The organism is Cupriavidus campinensis, from assembly GCF_905397395.1.
Lineage (GTDB): Bacteria > Pseudomonadota > Gammaproteobacteria > Burkholderiales > Burkholderiaceae > Cupriavidus > Cupriavidus campinensis.
The window spans coordinates 19472-36294 of the sequence record NZ_CAJPVH010000053.1 but is presented as its reverse complement, the minus strand read 5'-3'; the positions used below and the strand labels follow the sequence as shown (position 1 = coordinate 36294).

The 16823-nt window shown below is 65.4% G+C and carries 18 protein-coding genes and 1 pseudogene; 13 read left to right on the top strand and 6 right to left on the bottom strand.

What is annotated here, in order from left to right; all coding sequences use genetic code 11:
- Together KHO18_RS22675 and KHO18_RS22670 are read right to left on the bottom strand one after the other, a co-directional pair.
- Positions 1 to 442 (bottom strand): annotated as a pseudogene (locus KHO18_RS22675) (phospholipase A); the annotation flags it as partial.
- 130 nt (positions 443 to 572) lie between these two features.
- Positions 573 to 1004, bottom strand: a complete 432-nt coding sequence (locus KHO18_RS22670; protein ID WP_144196126.1) for a DUF1841 family protein — start codon at positions 1002 to 1004, stop codon at positions 573 to 575.
- A 105-nt stretch (positions 1005 to 1109) separates the two neighbouring features.
- On the opposite strand from KHO18_RS22670, the gene KHO18_RS22665 reads away from it, so the two are divergent.
- Complete coding sequence (locus tag KHO18_RS22665) at positions 1110 to 2039, top strand: DMT family transporter (protein WP_144196124.1); 930 nt, start codon at positions 1110 to 1112, stop codon at positions 2037 to 2039.
- Between the two features lie 130 nt (positions 2040 to 2169).
- Positions 2170 to 2757, top strand: a complete 588-nt coding sequence (locus KHO18_RS22660) for a malonic semialdehyde reductase (protein WP_144196122.1) — start codon at positions 2170 to 2172, stop codon at positions 2755 to 2757.
- A gap of 39 nt (positions 2758 to 2796) precedes the next feature.
- Here KHO18_RS22660 and nth read toward each other — a convergent pair whose 3' ends face one another.
- Together nth and rsxB are read right to left on the bottom strand one after the other, a co-directional pair.
- Positions 2797 to 3441, bottom strand: a complete 645-nt coding sequence (gene nth, locus KHO18_RS22655; RefSeq protein ID WP_211943937.1) for an endonuclease III — start codon at positions 3439 to 3441, stop codon at positions 2797 to 2799.
- On the bottom strand, positions 3438 to 4247 hold the full coding sequence (rsxB, locus tag KHO18_RS22650) for an electron transport complex subunit RsxB (RefSeq protein WP_144196118.1): 810 nt from the start codon (positions 4245 to 4247) through the stop codon (positions 3438 to 3440). Before rsxB ends, nth begins: the two co-directional genes overlap by 4 nt.
- Before the next feature lie 231 nt (positions 4248 to 4478).
- On the opposite strand from rsxB, the gene KHO18_RS22645 reads away from it, so the two are divergent.
- Positions 4479 to 5114 carry a TetR family transcriptional regulator gene (locus KHO18_RS22645; protein ID WP_144196116.1) on the top strand — a complete coding sequence of 212 codons (636 nt, stop codon included), beginning with the start codon at positions 4479 to 4481 and terminating at the stop codon, positions 5112 to 5114.
- Between the two features lie 78 nt (positions 5115 to 5192).
- On the opposite strand, the gene KHO18_RS22640 is transcribed toward KHO18_RS22645, so the two are convergent.
- Both KHO18_RS22640 and KHO18_RS22635 read right to left on the bottom strand, forming a co-directional pair.
- A complete protein-coding gene (locus tag KHO18_RS22640) occupies positions 5193 to 6434 on the bottom strand; it encodes a polyhydroxyalkanoate depolymerase (protein ID WP_211943936.1) in 1242 nt (413 codons plus the stop codon).
- Between the two features lie 276 nt (positions 6435 to 6710).
- Positions 6711 to 7907 carry an amino acid aminotransferase gene (locus tag KHO18_RS22635; RefSeq protein WP_144196112.1) on the bottom strand — a complete coding sequence of 399 codons (1197 nt, stop codon included), beginning with the start codon at positions 7905 to 7907 and terminating at the stop codon, positions 6711 to 6713.
- Positions 7908 to 8104: 197 nt separating this feature from the next.
- On the opposite strand from KHO18_RS22635, the gene uvrB reads away from it, so the two are divergent.
- The 10 genes from uvrB to hscB all read left to right on the top strand — a co-directional run bounded on the left by uvrB (position 8105) and on the right by hscB (position 16823).
- Positions 8105 to 10180, top strand: a complete 2076-nt coding sequence (gene uvrB / locus KHO18_RS22630) for an excinuclease ABC subunit UvrB (RefSeq protein WP_144196110.1) — start codon at positions 8105 to 8107, stop codon at positions 10178 to 10180.
- A gap of 59 nt (positions 10181 to 10239) precedes the next feature.
- Positions 10240 to 10461: a hypothetical protein gene (locus KHO18_RS22625; RefSeq protein WP_144196108.1), complete on the top strand. Its 222-nt coding sequence runs from the start codon at positions 10240 to 10242 to the stop codon at positions 10459 to 10461.
- Positions 10462 to 10499: 38 nt separating this feature from the next.
- A complete protein-coding gene (locus KHO18_RS22620) occupies positions 10500 to 10742 on the top strand; it encodes a hypothetical protein (protein ID WP_211943935.1) in 243 nt (80 codons plus the stop codon).
- A 33-nt stretch (positions 10743 to 10775) separates the two neighbouring features.
- Positions 10776 to 11264, top strand: a complete 489-nt coding sequence (locus tag KHO18_RS22615; RefSeq protein WP_144196104.1) for a low molecular weight protein-tyrosine-phosphatase — start codon at positions 10776 to 10778, stop codon at positions 11262 to 11264.
- A gap of 61 nt (positions 11265 to 11325) precedes the next feature.
- On the top strand, positions 11326 to 13416 hold the full coding sequence (locus KHO18_RS22610; protein WP_244845013.1) for a site-specific recombinase: 2091 nt from the start codon (positions 11326 to 11328) through the stop codon (positions 13414 to 13416).
- 109 nt (positions 13417 to 13525) lie between these two features.
- Entirely contained in the window at positions 13526 to 14077 is a 552-nt protein-coding gene (iscR, locus tag KHO18_RS22605) for a Fe-S cluster assembly transcriptional regulator IscR (RefSeq protein ID WP_144196102.1), read from the top strand.
- A gap of 69 nt (positions 14078 to 14146) precedes the next feature.
- Entirely contained in the window at positions 14147 to 15370 is a 1224-nt protein-coding gene (locus KHO18_RS22600; RefSeq protein ID WP_280527770.1) for an IscS subfamily cysteine desulfurase, read from the top strand.
- A 54-nt stretch (positions 15371 to 15424) separates the two neighbouring features.
- Positions 15425 to 15829 (top strand): Fe-S cluster assembly scaffold IscU, encoded by a 405-nt coding sequence (gene iscU, locus KHO18_RS22595; RefSeq protein ID WP_144196098.1) that lies wholly within the window; start codon positions 15425 to 15427, stop codon positions 15827 to 15829.
- A gap of 78 nt (positions 15830 to 15907) precedes the next feature.
- Positions 15908 to 16228, top strand: coding sequence for an iron-sulfur cluster assembly protein IscA (gene iscA, locus KHO18_RS22590; protein WP_144196096.1), 321 nt, complete (start codon positions 15908 to 15910; stop codon positions 16226 to 16228).
- 76 nt (positions 16229 to 16304) lie between these two features.
- Entirely contained in the window at positions 16305 to 16823 is a 519-nt protein-coding gene (gene hscB, locus KHO18_RS22585) for a Fe-S protein assembly co-chaperone HscB (RefSeq protein ID WP_144196094.1), read from the top strand.

Here is a 16823-nt window from a genome sequence, read left to right as displayed (position 1 = left end):
CGGTCGGCGCGGCGGGGACTTCGCCCGGCAGCGGCGCGCGGTTCAGCGTGACGACCACCGGCGCGGCGTCGATGCCGGCCACGTCGAGCCGCACCTGGCCGCGCATGCCGTCCGGCCAGTCGGCGGTATAGGTGATGGTGCGGATGTCGCCGTGGCGCAGGTTCAGCACGGACGGGCCGCCGCCGGTGCGCTTCATGTCGATCCGCACGGGCGCGGCGAGGTCGCCGGTGGCGCTCACCTGGAGCGTTTCGGGCACTGCGTAGCGTCGCATCGACTGGTCGGCGCTGACCAGCAGCGTGAGCGTGAAGGGCCGCGTCCCGTCGATGACGCGCGGCGGTTGCAGCAGCGATACGGCGGCGTGCGCGGAAACCGGACCCAACAGGGCGAACGAAATAAGCGCCGCGCTGCCGAAGCCGGCGCGGCGAGGCACGGAGAGAGACATGGATGCGTGCGCGTCACGTCGGAGCAGGGTCCGCGGACACGTCAGAGTTTGGAATGCCCGACAGCCTAACACGTGGCTCGCGGGCATCTTGTGACGAATTGTTGGTGTGAAAAGTGCTGGATAAGGCCGGTTAGCCGGCGGCGCGGCGGCGGATGTTGTCCACGTAGGCCTGGCCATCCGGCGGCATGCCGGTGCGCTGTGCGTTCCAGAGCATTTCACCGAGGCATTCCATGATCTGGTGCTGGGCCTCGTGCGGCGAATCGAGTCGGCGCGAAAGTGCCTCATACGCCGTACGGATGCCGGGCGGCTGGTCGATCGACACCTGTTCGGAGATCGACAGGTGCATCGCCAGATGCAGGAACGGATTGGTCTGGCCGCCCTCGGGCGTGTAGTCGCGCGTCAGCGCGCCTTCGGTATCGGTCAGCAGCGGCTGGTATTCGGGATGCTCGTCGATCCAGTCGACGGCCATCACTTCGAGCGGGGTGAGGACATTGCCCGCCACCCGCTTCTGCCACGCTTCGCAGAAGAACCGGCGGACTTCTTCTCTTGAGGGATTGAACATGATGGTCGGTATTGTAAACGAGGCCCCCGAACGCTGCCGGCCGCCCGCCGCGCGCAAGTAGAATGCGGGCTTCCCGGTTCCCGCTTCCTGCTCCTTGCGCCACCCATGACCGCTTCCGCCACCCTCGGCCAGGCCCGCCACACGCTCGCCGGCGTGCTGATGATTGCGCTGTCCGCCAGCGCCTTTGGGGCCATGGCGATCTTCGCGCGCTACGCCTATGCCGCCGGCGCGGATGTCTATGGCCTGCTGGCGGTGCGCTTCGTGCTCGCCGCCATTGCGATGGCCGTGGTCATGCGCACGCGCGGCATCCGCCTGCCGCCGTGGCGGCGCGTGCTGGCGCTGGCGGCGATGGGCGGCATCGGCTACGTCAGCCAGTCCTATTGCTTTTTCACCGCGCTGAACTACGCGCAGGCCAGCCTCGTGGCGCTGCTGCTCTATCTCTATCCGCTGTTCGTGACCATCCTTGCTGCGATCTTTCTCAAGGAGCGGCTGACCAACGCGGCGGTAATCGCGCTGGTGCTGTGCTCGGTCGGCGCCGGCCTGACGGTGGGCGGGGGGGAGGGCAGCCCGCTCGGCATCGCGCTGGGCGTGGCGGCGGCGGTGATCTACTCGATCTATATCGTGGTGGGCGCGCGCGTAACGGCTGGCGTCAACGCCATCGCCACCACCACGGTCATCTGTACGGCGGCAGCGCTGGTCTATGTGACGGTGGGCATCCTGCGCACCGGCGCCGGCGTGCCGCCGCAGTTTCCGGGCGACGCGGGCGGCTGGCTCGCCTTGATCGCCATCGCGCTGGTCTCCACGGTGCTGGCCATCCTGACCTTCTTCGCGGGCTTGCAGCGGCTGGGGGCTTCCAGGGCGTCGATGCTGTCCACGCTGGAGCCGGTGGTGACGGTGCTGCTGGCGGCGATGTTGCTGGGAGAGCACATCGGCGCCACGCAGGCCATCGGCGGCGGGCTGATCCTGGCCGGCGTACTGTGGCTCACGCGCCGCGCCAGCGGCACGCCGCAGGTGGACGCCCGGTCGGACACCTAGTCAAGCGCCTAGTCAGGCGCCGCCGTCGACGAAAGGATTTGAGGGACATCGTGAAAGCCGTTGTTGGGTTTTCCGCGCACCCATCGGTACAATCGCGCTTTCTTTCATCCGGAAAATGGGAAGACGCGCAATGAAATCCATCGATCAGGCAGCTCTCGCACAATTGTTCACCGATGCCCGCACGCACAACGTGTGGCAGGACAAGCACGTGGACGACGCCCTGCTGCAGCAGATCTATGAGGCGATGAAGTTCGGCCCGACCGCCGCCAACAGCAGCCCGGCCCGCATCGTGTTCGTGAAGTCGGCCGCCGAGAAGGCGCGGCTGGTGGAATGCGTGTCCGCCGGCAATGTCGAGAAGACCCGCTCGGCGCCGGTCACCGCGATCATCGCCTTCGACAACAACTTCCACGACCAGCTGCCGAAGCTGTTCCCGCATGCCGACGCCCGCTCGTGGTACGCCGGCAACACCGAAAAGATCGCGCGCGATGCGCTGATGAACAGCTCGCTGCAAGGCGGCTACTTCATCCTGGCCGCCCGCGCACTAGGTCTGGACTGCGGCCCGATGGGCGGTTTCGATGCCGCCAAGGTCAACGCGGCGTTCTTCCCCGATGGCAAGTGGTCGGTGAACTTCCTGGTGAACCTGGGCTATGGCGAGGCCGCCCAACTGCATCCGCGCGGCCCGCGCCTGTCGTTCGACGAAGCCTGCCGGATCGTCTGATCCCCGCCGGCGCCGGGGCTTATACCTTCGGCGCCGGGGCTAGGCGCTTGGTGCCGGCGTTTTCTCGCGGAACTCGCACAGCGGCTCGATGGCGCAATGCCAGCATTCGGGCTTGCGCGCCTTGCAGACGTAGCGCCCATGCAGGATCAGCCAGTGGTGCGCGTCGTGCAGGAATTCCTTCGGCACCACCTTGAGCAGCTTCTGCTCGACGATATCCACGTTCTTGCCCGGCGCCAGCCCCGTGCGGTTGGAGACGCGGAAGATGTGCGTATCCACGGCAATGGTCGGCTGGCCGAACGCGGTGTTGAGCACCACGTTGGCCGTCTTGCGGCCCACCCCGGGCAGGGCCTCCAGCGCCTCGCGGTCTGGCGGCACGCGCCCGTCATGCCGCTCCACCAGAATCCGGCAGGTCTCGATCACATGCTTGGCCTTGGTCTTGTAGAGGCCGATGGTCTTGATGTAATCGATCAGCCCCGCCTCGCCGAGCGCCAGCATCTGCTGGGGCGAGTGGGCCACCGGGAACAGCAGGCGCGTGGCCTTGTTCACGCCCACGTCTGTGGCCTGCGCGGAGAGCAGCACGGCAATCAGCAGCTCGAAGGGGGAGCTGTATTCGAGTTCCGTGGCCGGGGTTGGATTGACGTCTCGCAGCGTTTCGAAGATGGCGCGGGTCTTGGCGGCGTTCATGCGTCGGGAGGCTTCTTGTTGTTGTCGGGAGGCGCCTGCGTCAGGCCGGCCTTGGCGCGGCGGGCCTCGGCGGCGTCGATCTGGGCCTGCACGGCCGGCGACACATTCTCGGTATTGCGCGGCGTGGCGGCCGCCTGTTTCTGGCGCGCGCGCTCGATCGCGGCCTGGATGATCGCCTTCTTGCGTTCCTGGGCGGCGCGCTCGGCATCGGACATCACGGGTTCCGCCTGCAGCGCCTCCAGCTTGGCCGCGGCCTTGGCGGCCAGGCGTGCGTCGTTCTCCTCGCGCTCGCGCACCAGCCGGGCGCGGCGCGCCAGGTAGCGCGTGTGGGCGGCGTCGGCCTGCGCGGGGGACCACGCGGCCCAGCCCGTCTTTTCGCCCGTTACCGGAATCATGTCGATGCAGTCCACCGGGCAAGGTGCCACGCAGAGATCACAGCCGGTGCACCAGTCGGGCAGCACGGTGTGCATCTGCTTGGCTGCGCCGGCGATGGCATCGACCGGGCAGGCCTGTATGCAGAGCGTGCAGCCAATGCAGCGCGATTCGTCGATACGCGCCACGGCCCGCGACTGCTCCACGCCGTGCTCGGGGTCCAGCGCACGCGGCGCCACGCCGAGCAGGGCGGACAGCCGCACGATGCCCTCGGTGCCGCCCGGCGGGCAGCGGTTGGGCGCCGCCTCGCCCCGGGCCATGGCCTCGGCGTACGGGCGGCAGCCGTCGAACCCACATTTGGTGCATTGGGTTTGCGGCAGCAGGGCTTCTAGGCGGTCCGCCAGGGTGGCGGCGGCGGTGAGGGTGATGGTCACGACTGCGAGGAACGATGTGAGGGACGGCTAACGCTTCTGCACGCCTCTGCGGGCGTGTGCGCGGCAAGGATTATCCCCGATTTCCCGAAACGGCAGAACCGGCGATGATTGGCGCGCCACGCCGTCGCCTCACCCGTTTGGGCGATATGTGGCGGATCTTTGCACGAGACACGAGCAATATGTGCTCGGCCGTGCCATATAATCCCGCGCAACCGACCGACTCCGGAACCCATGTCAAACGAGCCAAAAACCAAGCGGGATCCCGAAGGCACGCGCCGGCGCATCCTGGCCGCCGCCACCGAAGAATTCGCAAAGGGCGGGCTGGCCGGCGCGCGCGTCGACCAGATCGCCCGCCGGGCCGAGACCAACGAGCGGATGCTCTATTACTACTACGGCAGCAAGGAAGGCCTGTTCCTGGCCGTGCTCGAAAAGCAGTACGCCGAGTTCCGCGCCGCCGAGGAGCAACTGCATGTGACCGACGAAGACCCGGTCGCGGCCGTTCGCACGCTGGCGCGCTTTGTCTGGGACTGGTATTACCAGCACCCCGAGTTCATCCGCCTGGTCAACAGCGAGAACCTGCACGAGGCGCGCCACCTGAAGAAGTCCGCCCAGCTGCATCAGTTGATCAATCCGGTGGTCAACGTGCTGGCGGACATCATCCGGCGCGGCCAGCAGCAGGGCCTGTTCCGCGACAACGTGGACGTGCCCCAGTTCTACCTGACCATTTCGGCGCTGGGCTACTACGTGCTCTCCAACCGCTACACCATCAGCGCGGTGATTGGCCGCGACGTGGCCTCGGAAGACGAGCACGCGCGCTTTGCCGAGCTGCATACGGACATGCTGCTGGCCTTCCTGCAGAAGCGCTGAGCGGTTATCCCGGTCGGGAAAAACAAAAATGCCCGCGAGGTCATCGCGGGCATTTTCGCATTCGGCTTCCGACTGGCTTCAGCGGGATTTACGGATGAAATCGCGCAGTTCCGGATAAATATTCTCGCGCCAGCGGCGGCCCGAGAAAATCCCGTAGTGGCCGGCCTTCGGCGCGGTGATGTGATGCCGCTTGGCCTTGGGAATGCCCGTACACAGGTCGTGCGCGGCCGCGGTCTGGCCGGCGCCGGAGATATCGTCCAGTTCGCCTTCGATGGTCAGCAGGGCCGTGGTCTTGATGTCCTGCGGACGCACCAGCGCGCCGTCGATTTCCCACGTGCCGTTCGCCAGCCGGAATTCCTGGAACACTTCCTTGATGGTGTCGAGGTAATACTCGGCGGCCATGTCGAGCACGGCGTTGTACTCGTCGTAGAAGCGCACGTGCGCCTCGGCGTCGTCCGCATCGCCCTCGACCAGGCTCAGGTAATAGTCATAGTGCGAGGACAGGTGGCGGTCCGGGTTCATCGCCACGAAGCCGGCGTGCTGCAGGAAGCCCGGGTAGACGCGGCGGCCGTGGCCCGGATAGTTCGCCGGCACGGTGTAGATGACGTTGTTCTCGAACCACTCGTACGACTTGTTGGTCGCCAGCGAATTGACCGCCGTGGGGCTCTTGCGGGCGTCGATCGGGCCGCCCATCATCGTCATCGTGCGCGGGGTGGTTTCCTTGTTGGAGGCCATCAGCGAGATCGCGGCGAGCACTGGCACCGTGGGCTGGCAGACCGAGATCACATGCAGGTTATCCGCGCCGATGTGGCGGATGAATTCCTGAATGTAATAAATGTAGTCAGACAGATGGAACGGGCCGACGTCGGACGGGACCATGCGCGCATCGACCCAGTCGGTCACGTAGACCTTGTGGTCTTGCAGCAACGTGCGCACGGTGTCGCGCAGCAGCGTGGCGTGGTGGCCGGAGAGCGGGGCGCAGACCAGCACCACGGGCTCGTCCTTGAGCAGCTTGATGGTCTCGGGGTCGTCCGCGTAGCGCTTGAAGCGCACCAGCTTGCAGAACGGCTTCTCGAACACGGTTTGCTCGACGATGGGGATGTCCCGGCCGTTGGAGCGCACCGACTTGATGTCAAAGGCGGGTTTCTCGTATTCCTTGCCGAGCCGGTAGAGCAGTTCGTAGCCGGCCGCGAGGCGGGGTGCGCCCGGCACCAGGGAAAGCGGACTGAGCGGGTTGGTGAAGGTCTTGGCCGTCGCCTGAGCCCAGGCGGTCAGCGGGTTCAGCATGGAGCGCTGGAATTCGTGCAGTTGGTAAAGCATGCCGGTACCTGTTGCCTTTCTGTCGGGCGTTTGTGCCCGATGGATTATGCCCGCAATCGAACGGTCGTGCTTTGCAGCATACGCTTCCAAAGTACGCCGACAAGCGGTGAAGACAATAGGACATTGGCTTGAATTCGTGGTGACAGACACGTACAGACACAAAAAGGCGACCGGGAGTGGCCTCCCCGTCGCCTTTCTTGTGGCACTGCGTCAGAACGGGTGCAATCGGCGTGTTGCTTTTTGGTGCAATGCGCCGAAGCTGTCGTTCTGTGATGCTTAGTACACTGCGGCGATGGCGTTGACCACCGCGTCGATGTTGCGGCTGTTCAGCGCAGCCACGCAGATCCGGCCCGTACCCACGGCGTAGATGCCGTGGTCGTTGCGCAGGCGGTCCACCTGGTCGGTGGTCAGGCCCGAGTACGAGAACATGCCGCGCTGGGCCTTCACGAACGAGAAGTCGCCCGGCACGCCCTTGGCGGCCAGCTTGTCCACCAGTGCATGGCGCATCAGCTTGATGCGGTCGCGCATTTCGCCGAGTTCCTGCTCCCACATGGCACGCAGCTCGGGGCTGTTCAGCACCGTGGCCACCACCGTGCCGCCGTGCGTGGGCGGGTTGGAGTAGTTGGTGCGGATCACGCGCTTGACCTGCGACATCACGCGCTGGGCTTCTTCCTTGCTCGTGGTGACGATCGACAGCGCGCCCACGCGCTCGCCATACAGCGAGAAGCTCTTCGAGAACGAGCTGGAGACGAAGAACGGCAGGCCGGAATCGGCGAACAGGCGCACGGCGGCGCCGTCCGGGTCGATGCCATCGGCAAAGCCCTGGTAGGCCATGTCCAGGAATGGGATCAGGTTGCGTTCCTTGACCAGTTCCACCACCTGCTTCCACTGGGCTTCCGACAGGTCCACGCCGGTCGGGTTGTGGCAGCACGCGTGCAGCACGACGATGGTGTTGGGCGCGTAGGACTTCAGCGATTCCACCATGCCGGCGAAGTTCAGGCCGTGGCTGGCGGCATCGTAATAGGCGTAGTTCACGACCGGGAAGCCGGCCGATTCGAACAGCGCGCGGTGGTTTTCCCAGCTCGGGTCGCTGATGGCGACCTTGGCATCCGGGTACAGGCGCTTCAGGAAGTCGGCGCCGATCTTCAGGGCACCGGTGCCGCCAAGTGCCTGGGCCGTCACAACGCGGCCTTCCGTGATCAGGGCCGATTCCTTGCCGAACAGCAGGGTCTGCACGGCCTGGTCGTAGGCGGCGATGCCTTCGATCGGCAGGTAGCCGCGCGGCGTGGCGCTGGCCAGGCGAGCCTTTTCGGCCTCCTGCACGGCGCGCAGGAGGGGAATTTTCCCTTCGTCGGTGAAGTACACGCCAACGCCCAGGTTCACCTTGGTGGAGCGGGTGTCGGCATTGAAGGCTTCATTCAGGCCCAGGATCGGGTCGCGCGGGGCCATCTCGACGGCAGAAAACAAACTCATTTGGATTCTCGTGGTCAGCTGTGTAACAAAACGGAGGGCGTAGAATGCTTCGGGCTGCGCTGGCGGATCGCGTCGAGGGCCCTACTCCTACTGACAGGAACTGACAGTAGCGTGATGCCACAATGCTTGAAGCGGGTCCGCGCAACCCCAAGATTCTAGCGTATCCGCCAGTTTTTCCTCAGGTTTTTCCCTACCCTATGACGAATCTCGCCGAAGTCGCCCCGGTCCTGGACGAAGACAAATTCGTCACCTTTCCGGGGTCGCCGTTCCAGCTCTACCAGCCGTTCCCGCCCGCCGGGGACCAGCCCGAGGCCATCCGCCAGCTTGTGGAGGGCGTCGAGGACGGCCTGTCGTTCCAGACCCTGCTGGGCGTGACCGGGTCCGGCAAGACCTTCACCATGGCCAACGTCATCGCACGCATGGGGCGGCCGGCCATCGTCTTTGCGCCGAACAAGACACTTGCGGCCCAGTTGTACTCGGAGTTCCGCGAGTTTTTCCCGCGCAACGCCGTCGAGTACTTCGTCAGCTACTACGACTACTACCAGCCTGAGGCCTACGTGCCGCAGCGCGACCTGTTCATCGAGAAGGACTCGTCGATCAACGAGCATATCGAGCAGATGCGGCTGTCGGCCACCAAGAGCCTGCTCGAGCGGCGCGACACGATTATCGTGGCGACCGTCTCCGCGATCTACGGGATCGGCAATCCGAGCGAATACCATAAGATGATTCTGACGTTGCGCACCGGCGACAAGCTGAGCCAGCGCGACATCATCGCGCGGCTGATCGCCATGCAGTACACGCGCAACGAGACCGATTTCCAGCGCGGCACCTTCCGCGTGCGCGGCGACACGCTCGACATTTTTCCCGCCGAGCACGCCGAGATGGCCGTGCGCGTGGAACTGTTCGACGACGAGGTCGATTCGCTCCAGTACTTCGACCCCCTGACCGGGCGCGTGCGTCAGAAGATTCCGCGTTTCACGGTCTACCCGTCGAGCCACTACGTCACGCCGCGCGAGACCGTGCTGCGCGCGATCGAGGACATCAAGGTGGAGTTGCGCGAGCGGCTCGATTTCTTCTACAAGGAGAATCGTCTCGTGGAGGCGCAGCGGCTGGAGCAGCGCACGCGCTTCGACCTGGAAATGCTCTCGGAGCTGGGCTTCTGCAAGGGCATCGAGAACTATTCGCGGCACCTCTCCGGCGCCAAGCCGGGCGAGCCGCCGCCGACGCTGGTGGATTACCTGCCGCCGGACGCGCTGATGTTCCTCGACGAGTCCCACGTGCTGATTGGCCAGCTCAACGGCATGTACAACGGCGACCGCGCGCGCAAGACCACGCTGGTGGAATACGGTTTCCGGATGCCGTCCGCGCTGGACAACCGGCCGCTGAAGTTCGACGAATTCGAACGCAAGATGCGCCAGGTGATGTTCGTCTCGGCCACGCCGGCGCAGTTCGAGAAGGACCACGCGGGGCAGGTGGTGGAGCAGGTGGTGCGGCCGACCGGCCTGGTCGACCCGATCATCATGGTGCGCCCGGCCACGACCCAGGTGGACGATCTGCTATCCGAGATCAACATCCGCGTGCAGGCCGGCGACCGCGTGCTGGTGACCACGCTGACCAAGCGGATGGCCGAGCAGCTGACCGAATTCCTGTCCGAGAACGGCGTCAAGGTGCGTTATCTGCACTCGGACATCGACACCGTGGAACGCGTGGAGATCATCCGCGACCTGCGCCTCGGCACCTTCGATGTGCTGGTGGGGATCAACCTGCTGCGCGAGGGCCTCGATATTCCCGAGGTGTCGCTGGTGGCCATCCTCGATGCGGACAAGGAGGGCTTCCTGCGCGCCGAGCGCTCGCTGATCCAGACCATCGGCCGCGCCGCCCGGAACGTCAATGGCACCGCTATCCTCTATGCGGACCGCATGACGGACTCGATGAAACGCGCGATCGACGAGACCGAACGGCGCCGCATCAAGCAGATTGCCCATAACGAGGCCCATGGCATCACGCCGCGCGGCGTGGTCAAGCGGATCAAGGACATCATCGACGGGGTGTACGACCCGAACGAGGTCCGCGCGGAGCTGAGCGCCGCCGCCGAGCGCGCGAAATACGAGGACATGAGCGAGAAGCAGGTCGCGAAGGAGATCAAGCGGCTGGAGAAGCAGATGCTCGACCATGCGAAGAATCTCGAATTCGAGAAGGCCGCCCAGGTGCGCGACCAGTTGGCCAAGCTGCGGGCCCAGGTGTTCGGGGCGGGCGGCGATCACATCCTATAGTGTCTAGGGTGTCCGGGCATCCACGCCGGACGATGCCGGTCAACGACGAGGAGCGCGCCATGGTGACACAGTTCGAATACGGTGGTTACGCGGTGGTGGCGCGGGCAGTACCGCATGCGGGAGGCGGGTTTTCGGGGGTGGTGACGATCGCCGACGCGTTCGGCGAGCCCAGCGGGCCGACTTTCGAGTCGGAGACCGGCGCGGCAGCCACCCCGGAGGCGGCCCTGGCACTGGCCGAGGCGGCCGCCATGCGCACAATCGATGCCGGCGAGGTGAACTGACCCGGGCCAAGGGTCGCCGGCAGCACAGGAGACAAGACATGGCCTATAGCAGTGAATGGAAGAAGAGGGTTTTCGAGACGCACGAGATCCAGGTGCTGGTGAAACCCCGTTCGCCGATCGAGTGGGAGTACACGGTGCGCGTCTGCCGTCCGGGCACCAATATCCGCGCCGCCGGCACGCTGGTGGAAACCGCGCCGCCGACCGCCCACTTCAAGACGCCGGAAGACGCCGAGGCAGCCGGTTGGGAGAGAGGGCGGGAGTTGGCGGTGCAACTGGCGTAGTGCCGGCGCCATCGGCCAAGTAAAATCGTGCCGATGAAAACATTTGCCATCCTGATGTGCTGCATGGGAAACATCTGCCGTTCACCGACGGCGGAGGGCGTGCTGCGCGCCAAGTTGCTTGCCGCGGGTCTCGCGGAGCGGGTCGAACTCGACTCCGCGGGCACCCACGACTATCACCTCGGGCGCCCGCCCGATGCGCGCAGCCAGCGCTACGCGTTGCAGCGGGGGTATGACCTGTCCGCGCTGCGGGCGCGCAAGGTGGGGGTGGCGGACTTCCAGCGCTTTGACCTCGTGCTGGCGATGGATCACGCCAATATCTCCACGCTGCGCGCGCTCCATCCCGAAGTCAGCCCGGACAAGCTCCGGCTCCTGATGAGCTTTGCCACCCGGCACCACGCCGAGGAAGTGCCCGACCCCTACTACGGCGAGGGCGATGGCTTCGAAACCGTGCTCGACTACGTCGAAGACGCCTGCGACGGTGTGGTGGCCATGCTGCGCGAACAGTTGGCGCGCACGCGCTGAGACCCCCCGCCAAGCCCCGCAGCCCCAGGCCGGCAACCTTGCCGGCCCTCCAGAGACATCCATGGTTTTTTCCCTGTTCCGCAAATGGCGCAAGTGGCGCGAGTCACGTAATGCGAGCTTGCAGCTCGACGCCATCCTGGCCTCGGCCAACCCCGACGCCTTGCTCGCGGACCGCAACGCCTGGCTCGTCGAGCTGGGCTACTGGCTCCGGCGCGACGGCCGCCTGGCCGTCGATCCTGATACTGGCCCCGATCAGGCCAACGCCCCGGCGCGCAGCTATCCCGCCCACGTACGGCTGCGCTATCTGCTCCAGGTGCTGGCGCGGCACCCGGACTGGGCGGACCGCTTCGCGCGCACCATCCGCTCGATCGTCCGCGACAACGATCCCACCTCGCTGTTCTGCGATACCGGCGTGGCCTCCCACCCCGGCTTCTGGGGCGAGATGGTCGATCGGCTCCAGGCGCGCTTCCTGCCCCCGCCGCCCAACCGCAACGACATGGCCGGCCTGTTCGCGCTGGTCTTTGCCGACGAGAGCGATGCCGATTGGGTCGATGGGCTCGACGACGATTTGATCGAGCGCATCGCGTCAGCGCTGCAGGCTGGTGCCGAAGACGATCGCATCATGCTTGAGGACACGCTGGCCGCAAGCATCCAGGTGCTCGCCAGCCAGGTGCGCGCCACCGGCCTGAGCCAGTCGATCCGCTCACGCCTGCCCGGGCGCGTGCAGGACACGCCATTTTTCCGGCTCGACGCGGCCATCGCGGCGCTGTGCGAGGAGGGGCTGGCGCATGACAACGAGGTGTTTGGGCATCGGCTCAACTATTTCCGCGCGTTGCTCGATGGCTGTCTGGCCGCCGCACAGCACGTCTATGACGATCTCGAGGAGAACGGCGTCTCCGTCGAGGTGGTGTTCCAGATCGAACGCATGAAGGTCCGCCTGGCGCGGATCGACCTGCTGCTCAACGCCTGGGTGGACCCGGGCCGCCACAGCCGCCACGCGCACCTGATGGCCGAGCTGATCCGCTCCACGCAGGCGCGGCGCAGCATCGCCCACCTGGCCGGCTCATCGTTCGCGCAGTTGGCGCGCAAGGTGGTGGAGCGCTCCGCCGAGACCGGCGAGCACTACATCACGCGGGACCGCAAGGAGTACGGTGAGCTGCTGCGGGCGGCGGCCGGCGGCGGGCTGGTTACGGTGGTCACGGTCTACCTGAAGTTCCTGATCTACGGCCTGCACCTGGACAAGTTCGTGGAGGGCCTGCTGGCCTCGCTGAACTACGCCGGCAGCTTCCTGGCGATCCATTTCGCGCATTTCACGCTGGCTACCAAGCAGCCGGCGATGACCGGCCCGGCGCTGGCCCACCGGCTCGATGGCGCGGGGCGGCCGGAGGGGCGCGAGGCATTCGTCGACGACACCATCGCGATGATCCGCTCGAACGCGGCGGCGATTTTCGGCAACCTGGCCGTGGTGTTCCCGGTGGCGCTGCTGGTGCAGTGGCTGGCCAGCAAGCTGCTTGGCGCCAACCTGATCACGCCGGCCAAAGCCATCGCCACGATCGAATCGTTCTCGATTCTCGGCCCCACGCCGCTCTACGCCGCGTTCACTGGCGTGCTGCTGTGGCTGTCGAGCCTGATCGCCGGCTGGGCGGACAACTGGTTCGCGCTGCACCGCGTGCACGACGTGATGGCCTACAACCGCCGGCTGCGCTACGTGCTGGGGCAGGGCGGGGCGATGAAGCTGGCGGATTTCTGGAAACGCAACCTGTCCGGCATCGCGGGCAATGTGTCGCTGGGATTCCTGCTCGGGCTCGGGCCGGAGATTCTCAGCTTTTTCGGTCCGCATATGGAAGTGCGCCATGTGACGCTTTCCACCGGTTCCGTGGGCACGGCCATCGGCGTGCTCGGCATGGATGCCCTGCGCATGCCGTCGCTCTGGCTGGCCGTGGCAGGTATCGCGTTGATGGGCGTGTTGAACGTGTCAGTCAGCTTTGCGCTGGCCTTCAACATGGCGATGCGGTCACGCAACCTGCCGCGCGTGGATCGGCGCGAACTCAGCGCAGCGGTGCGCCGGCGCATCGTGCGTCACCCGATGTCCCTGCTGATTCCGCCGCGCGTGGTGCCGGTGTCGTCACATGCGCCCGGCGATGCCGCCTGAAAAGCGCCGTGCCGGATACCGTGCAATGCAGCAGGGGTACTTGACTGTTTTGGTCGGATAAATTTATACTTGAGCGAAACGATCAAGTATTTCCCTTTCCCCGAGCATCATGAGACTGACCACCAAAGGCCGTTTTGCGGTAACCGCCATGATCGACTTGGCCATGCGCCAGGATCAGGGGCCCGTCACGCTCGCCGGCATCAGCCAGCGCCAGAAAATCTCCCTGTCCTACCTGGAGCAGCTGTTTGGCAAGCTGCGCCGGCATGAGATCGTGGAAAGCGTGCGCGGTCCGGGCGGCGGCTACAGCCTCGCCCGCAAGGCCGAGGACGTCACCGTGGCGGACATCATCATCGCCGTGGACGAGCCGCTGGACGCCACGCAGTGCGGCGGGAAGGGCAATTGTAACGGAGATGACGGTTCCGGGCGCTGCATGACCCACGAGCTGTGGGCCACCCTGAACCAGAAGATGGTCGAGTACCTCGACTCCGTCTCCCTGAAGAACCTCGTGGACCAGCAGCGCGCCCGCCAGCCGGCGGTGCTGCACGACATGCGCGAAGACGCCGCGCAGCCCGTGCCGGTGACGCGCAGCAAGGCCGAGAAGCAGGAAAAGCCGGCGCGCCCGCGCGTGGTGAACTCGGTGTTCAGCCTCGCGCAGTCCTGAGCAGATTTCAGATAGTTGATTTAAACTATCGGTAGACAGTAAGAGATTAGCGGTCCCTATAAGGCAGTCATAACGATGAGCACCCCACATTTCCCCATCTACATGGATTATTCGGCCACGACGCCGGTGGACCCGCGCGTAGCCGACAAGATGATTCCGTACCTGCGCGAGCAGTTCGGTAATCCGGCCTCGCGTAGCCACGCCTATGGCTGGGAAGCCGAGCGCGCGGTGGAAGAGGCGCGCGAGCAGGTGGCCGCGCTGGTGGGCGCCGATCCGCGCGAGATCGTGTGGACGTCGGGCGCAACCGAGTCGAACAATCTGGCCATCAAGGGTGCCGCGAACTTCTACTCGGGCAAGGGCAAGCATCTGATTACGGTGAAGACCGAGCACAAGGCGGTGCTGGACACCACCCGCGAGCTCGAGCGCCAGGGCTTCGAGGTGACTTACCTCGACGTCAAGGACGACGGCCTGATCGACATGGAAGTGTTCCAGCAGGCGATTCGCCCGGACACGATCCTGGTGTCGGTGATGCTGGTGAACAATGAGATCGGCGTGATCCAGGACGTGGCGCAGATCGGCGAGATCTGCCGTGCCAAGGGCATCATCTTCCATTGCGATGCGGCCCAGGCCACCGGCAAGGTCACCATCGACCTGAACACGCTGAAGTGCGACCTGATGTCGTTCTCGGCGCACAAGACCTACGGCCCGAAGGGCGTAGGCGCGCTGTATGTTCGTCGCAAGCCGCGTGTGCGGATTGAGGCGCAAATGCACGGTGGCGGCCACGAGCGCGGCATGCGTTCGGGCACGCTGGCCACGCACCAGATCGTCGGCATGGGCGAAGCGTTCCGCCTGGCCCGCGAGGAAATGGCCACCGAGAACGAACGCATCCGCATGCTGCGCGACCGCCTGTGGCGCGGCCTGTCGGGCATGGAAGAGGTGTACCTGAACGGCTCGCTGGAACACCGCGTGCCGCACAACCTGAACGTCAGCTTCAACTTCGTGGAAGGCGAGTCCCTGATCATGGCGATCAAGGACGTGGCCGTGTCGTCGGGCTCGGCCTGCACGTCGGCCTCGCTGGAACCGTCGTACGTGCTGCGCGCCCTGGGCCGCAACGACGAACTGGCGCACAGCTCCATCCGCTTCACGGTGGGCCGCTTCACCACCGAGGAAGAGATCGACTATACGATCGAGCTGCTGAAGAACAAGATCGGCAAGCTGCGCGACCTGTCGCCGCTGTGGGAAATGTTCAAGGACGGTGTCGACCTGAACTCGATCCAGTGGGCCGCCCACTAAGCAGCGCGCCAACACAATAACGACCCCATTCAAGATTCGTCAGAGGTAGCCAAAATGTCTTACAGCAACAAGGTTCTCGACCACTATGAAAATCCGCGCAACGTCGGTTCGTTCGACAAGAACGACGACGCGGTGGGCACCGGCATGGTCGGCGCCCCGGCCTGCGGCGACGTGATGAAGCTGCAGATCAAGGTGAACGAGGCGGGTGTGATCGAAGACGCCAAGTTCAAGACCTACGGCTGCGGCTCGGCCATCGCGTCGTCGTCGCTGGTGACCGAATGGGTCAAGGGCAAGACCGTCGACCAGGCCCTCGAGATCAAGAACACGCAGATCGCCGAGGAACTGGCGCTGCCGCCGGTGAAGATCCACTGCTCGATCCTGGCCGAAGACGCCATCAAGGCGGCGGTTGAGGACTACAAGAAGAAGCACGGCGTCCCCGCCGCGCAGCAGGCCGCCTGATCGGCGGACTGGCTTTTTCGTTGGAAACTGCCACGCCCGGCGCCTGTGCCGGACGTGGTGTCTGACAGCAAGGCAACGATGATCACAATGACCGAAAAGGCGGCGAAGCACGTCGCCCGCTACCTGGAACGCCGCGGCAAGGGCGTGGGACTGCGCGTGGGCGTGAAGACCACCGGCTGCTCCGGCCTGGCCTACAAGCTCGAATACGTGGACGAAGTGCTACCCGAGGACCAGGTCTTCGAGACGCAGGGCCTCAAGGTGATCGTCGATCCGAAGAGTCTGCCGTACATCGACGGCACCGAACTGGACTTCGCGCGCGAAGGGTTGAACGAGGGTTTCCGCTTCAACAACCCGAACGTCAAGGACGAGTGCGGCTGCGGTGAGTCGTTCCGGGTCTGATTCCCGACGACACGCTGAAGTGCAATGAAGTGCGAAAGGGGGGCGGCGTGGCCGCTCCTTTTTGTTGGGGAAGGTTTTGAAAGACGATTTTTTCTCGCTGTTCGGTTTGCCGGCGCGCTTCGATGTGGATCAAACTGCACTCGACGAAGCCTACCGCACCGTACAGTCTCAGGCCCATCCGGACCGCTTTGCCAACGCCGGCGACGCCGAGCGGCGCGTGGCGATGCAATGGGCCGCGCACGCCAACGAAGCCTATCGTACGCTGCGCCAGCCGCTAAAGCGCGCCATCTACCTGCTCACGCTGCGCGGCGTGGACATCCAGGCGGAGAACAATACCGCCATGGCCCCGGCCTTCCTGATGCAGCAGATGGAATGGCGTGAAGCGCTGCAGGAAGCGGTGGAAGACCGCGCAACGGACCGGCTCGACGGCCTGCTGCGCGACCTGCGCCAGGAACGGCGCGAGCGCCTGGAGGCGCTGGGCGCGCTGCTCGATGCCGGCAGCAATGAGGCGGCCGGCGCCGCGGCGCGGCAACTGATGTTTATCGAGAAGATCGAACACGACGCCAGCGAGGCGATCGACCGGCTGGAAAACTAG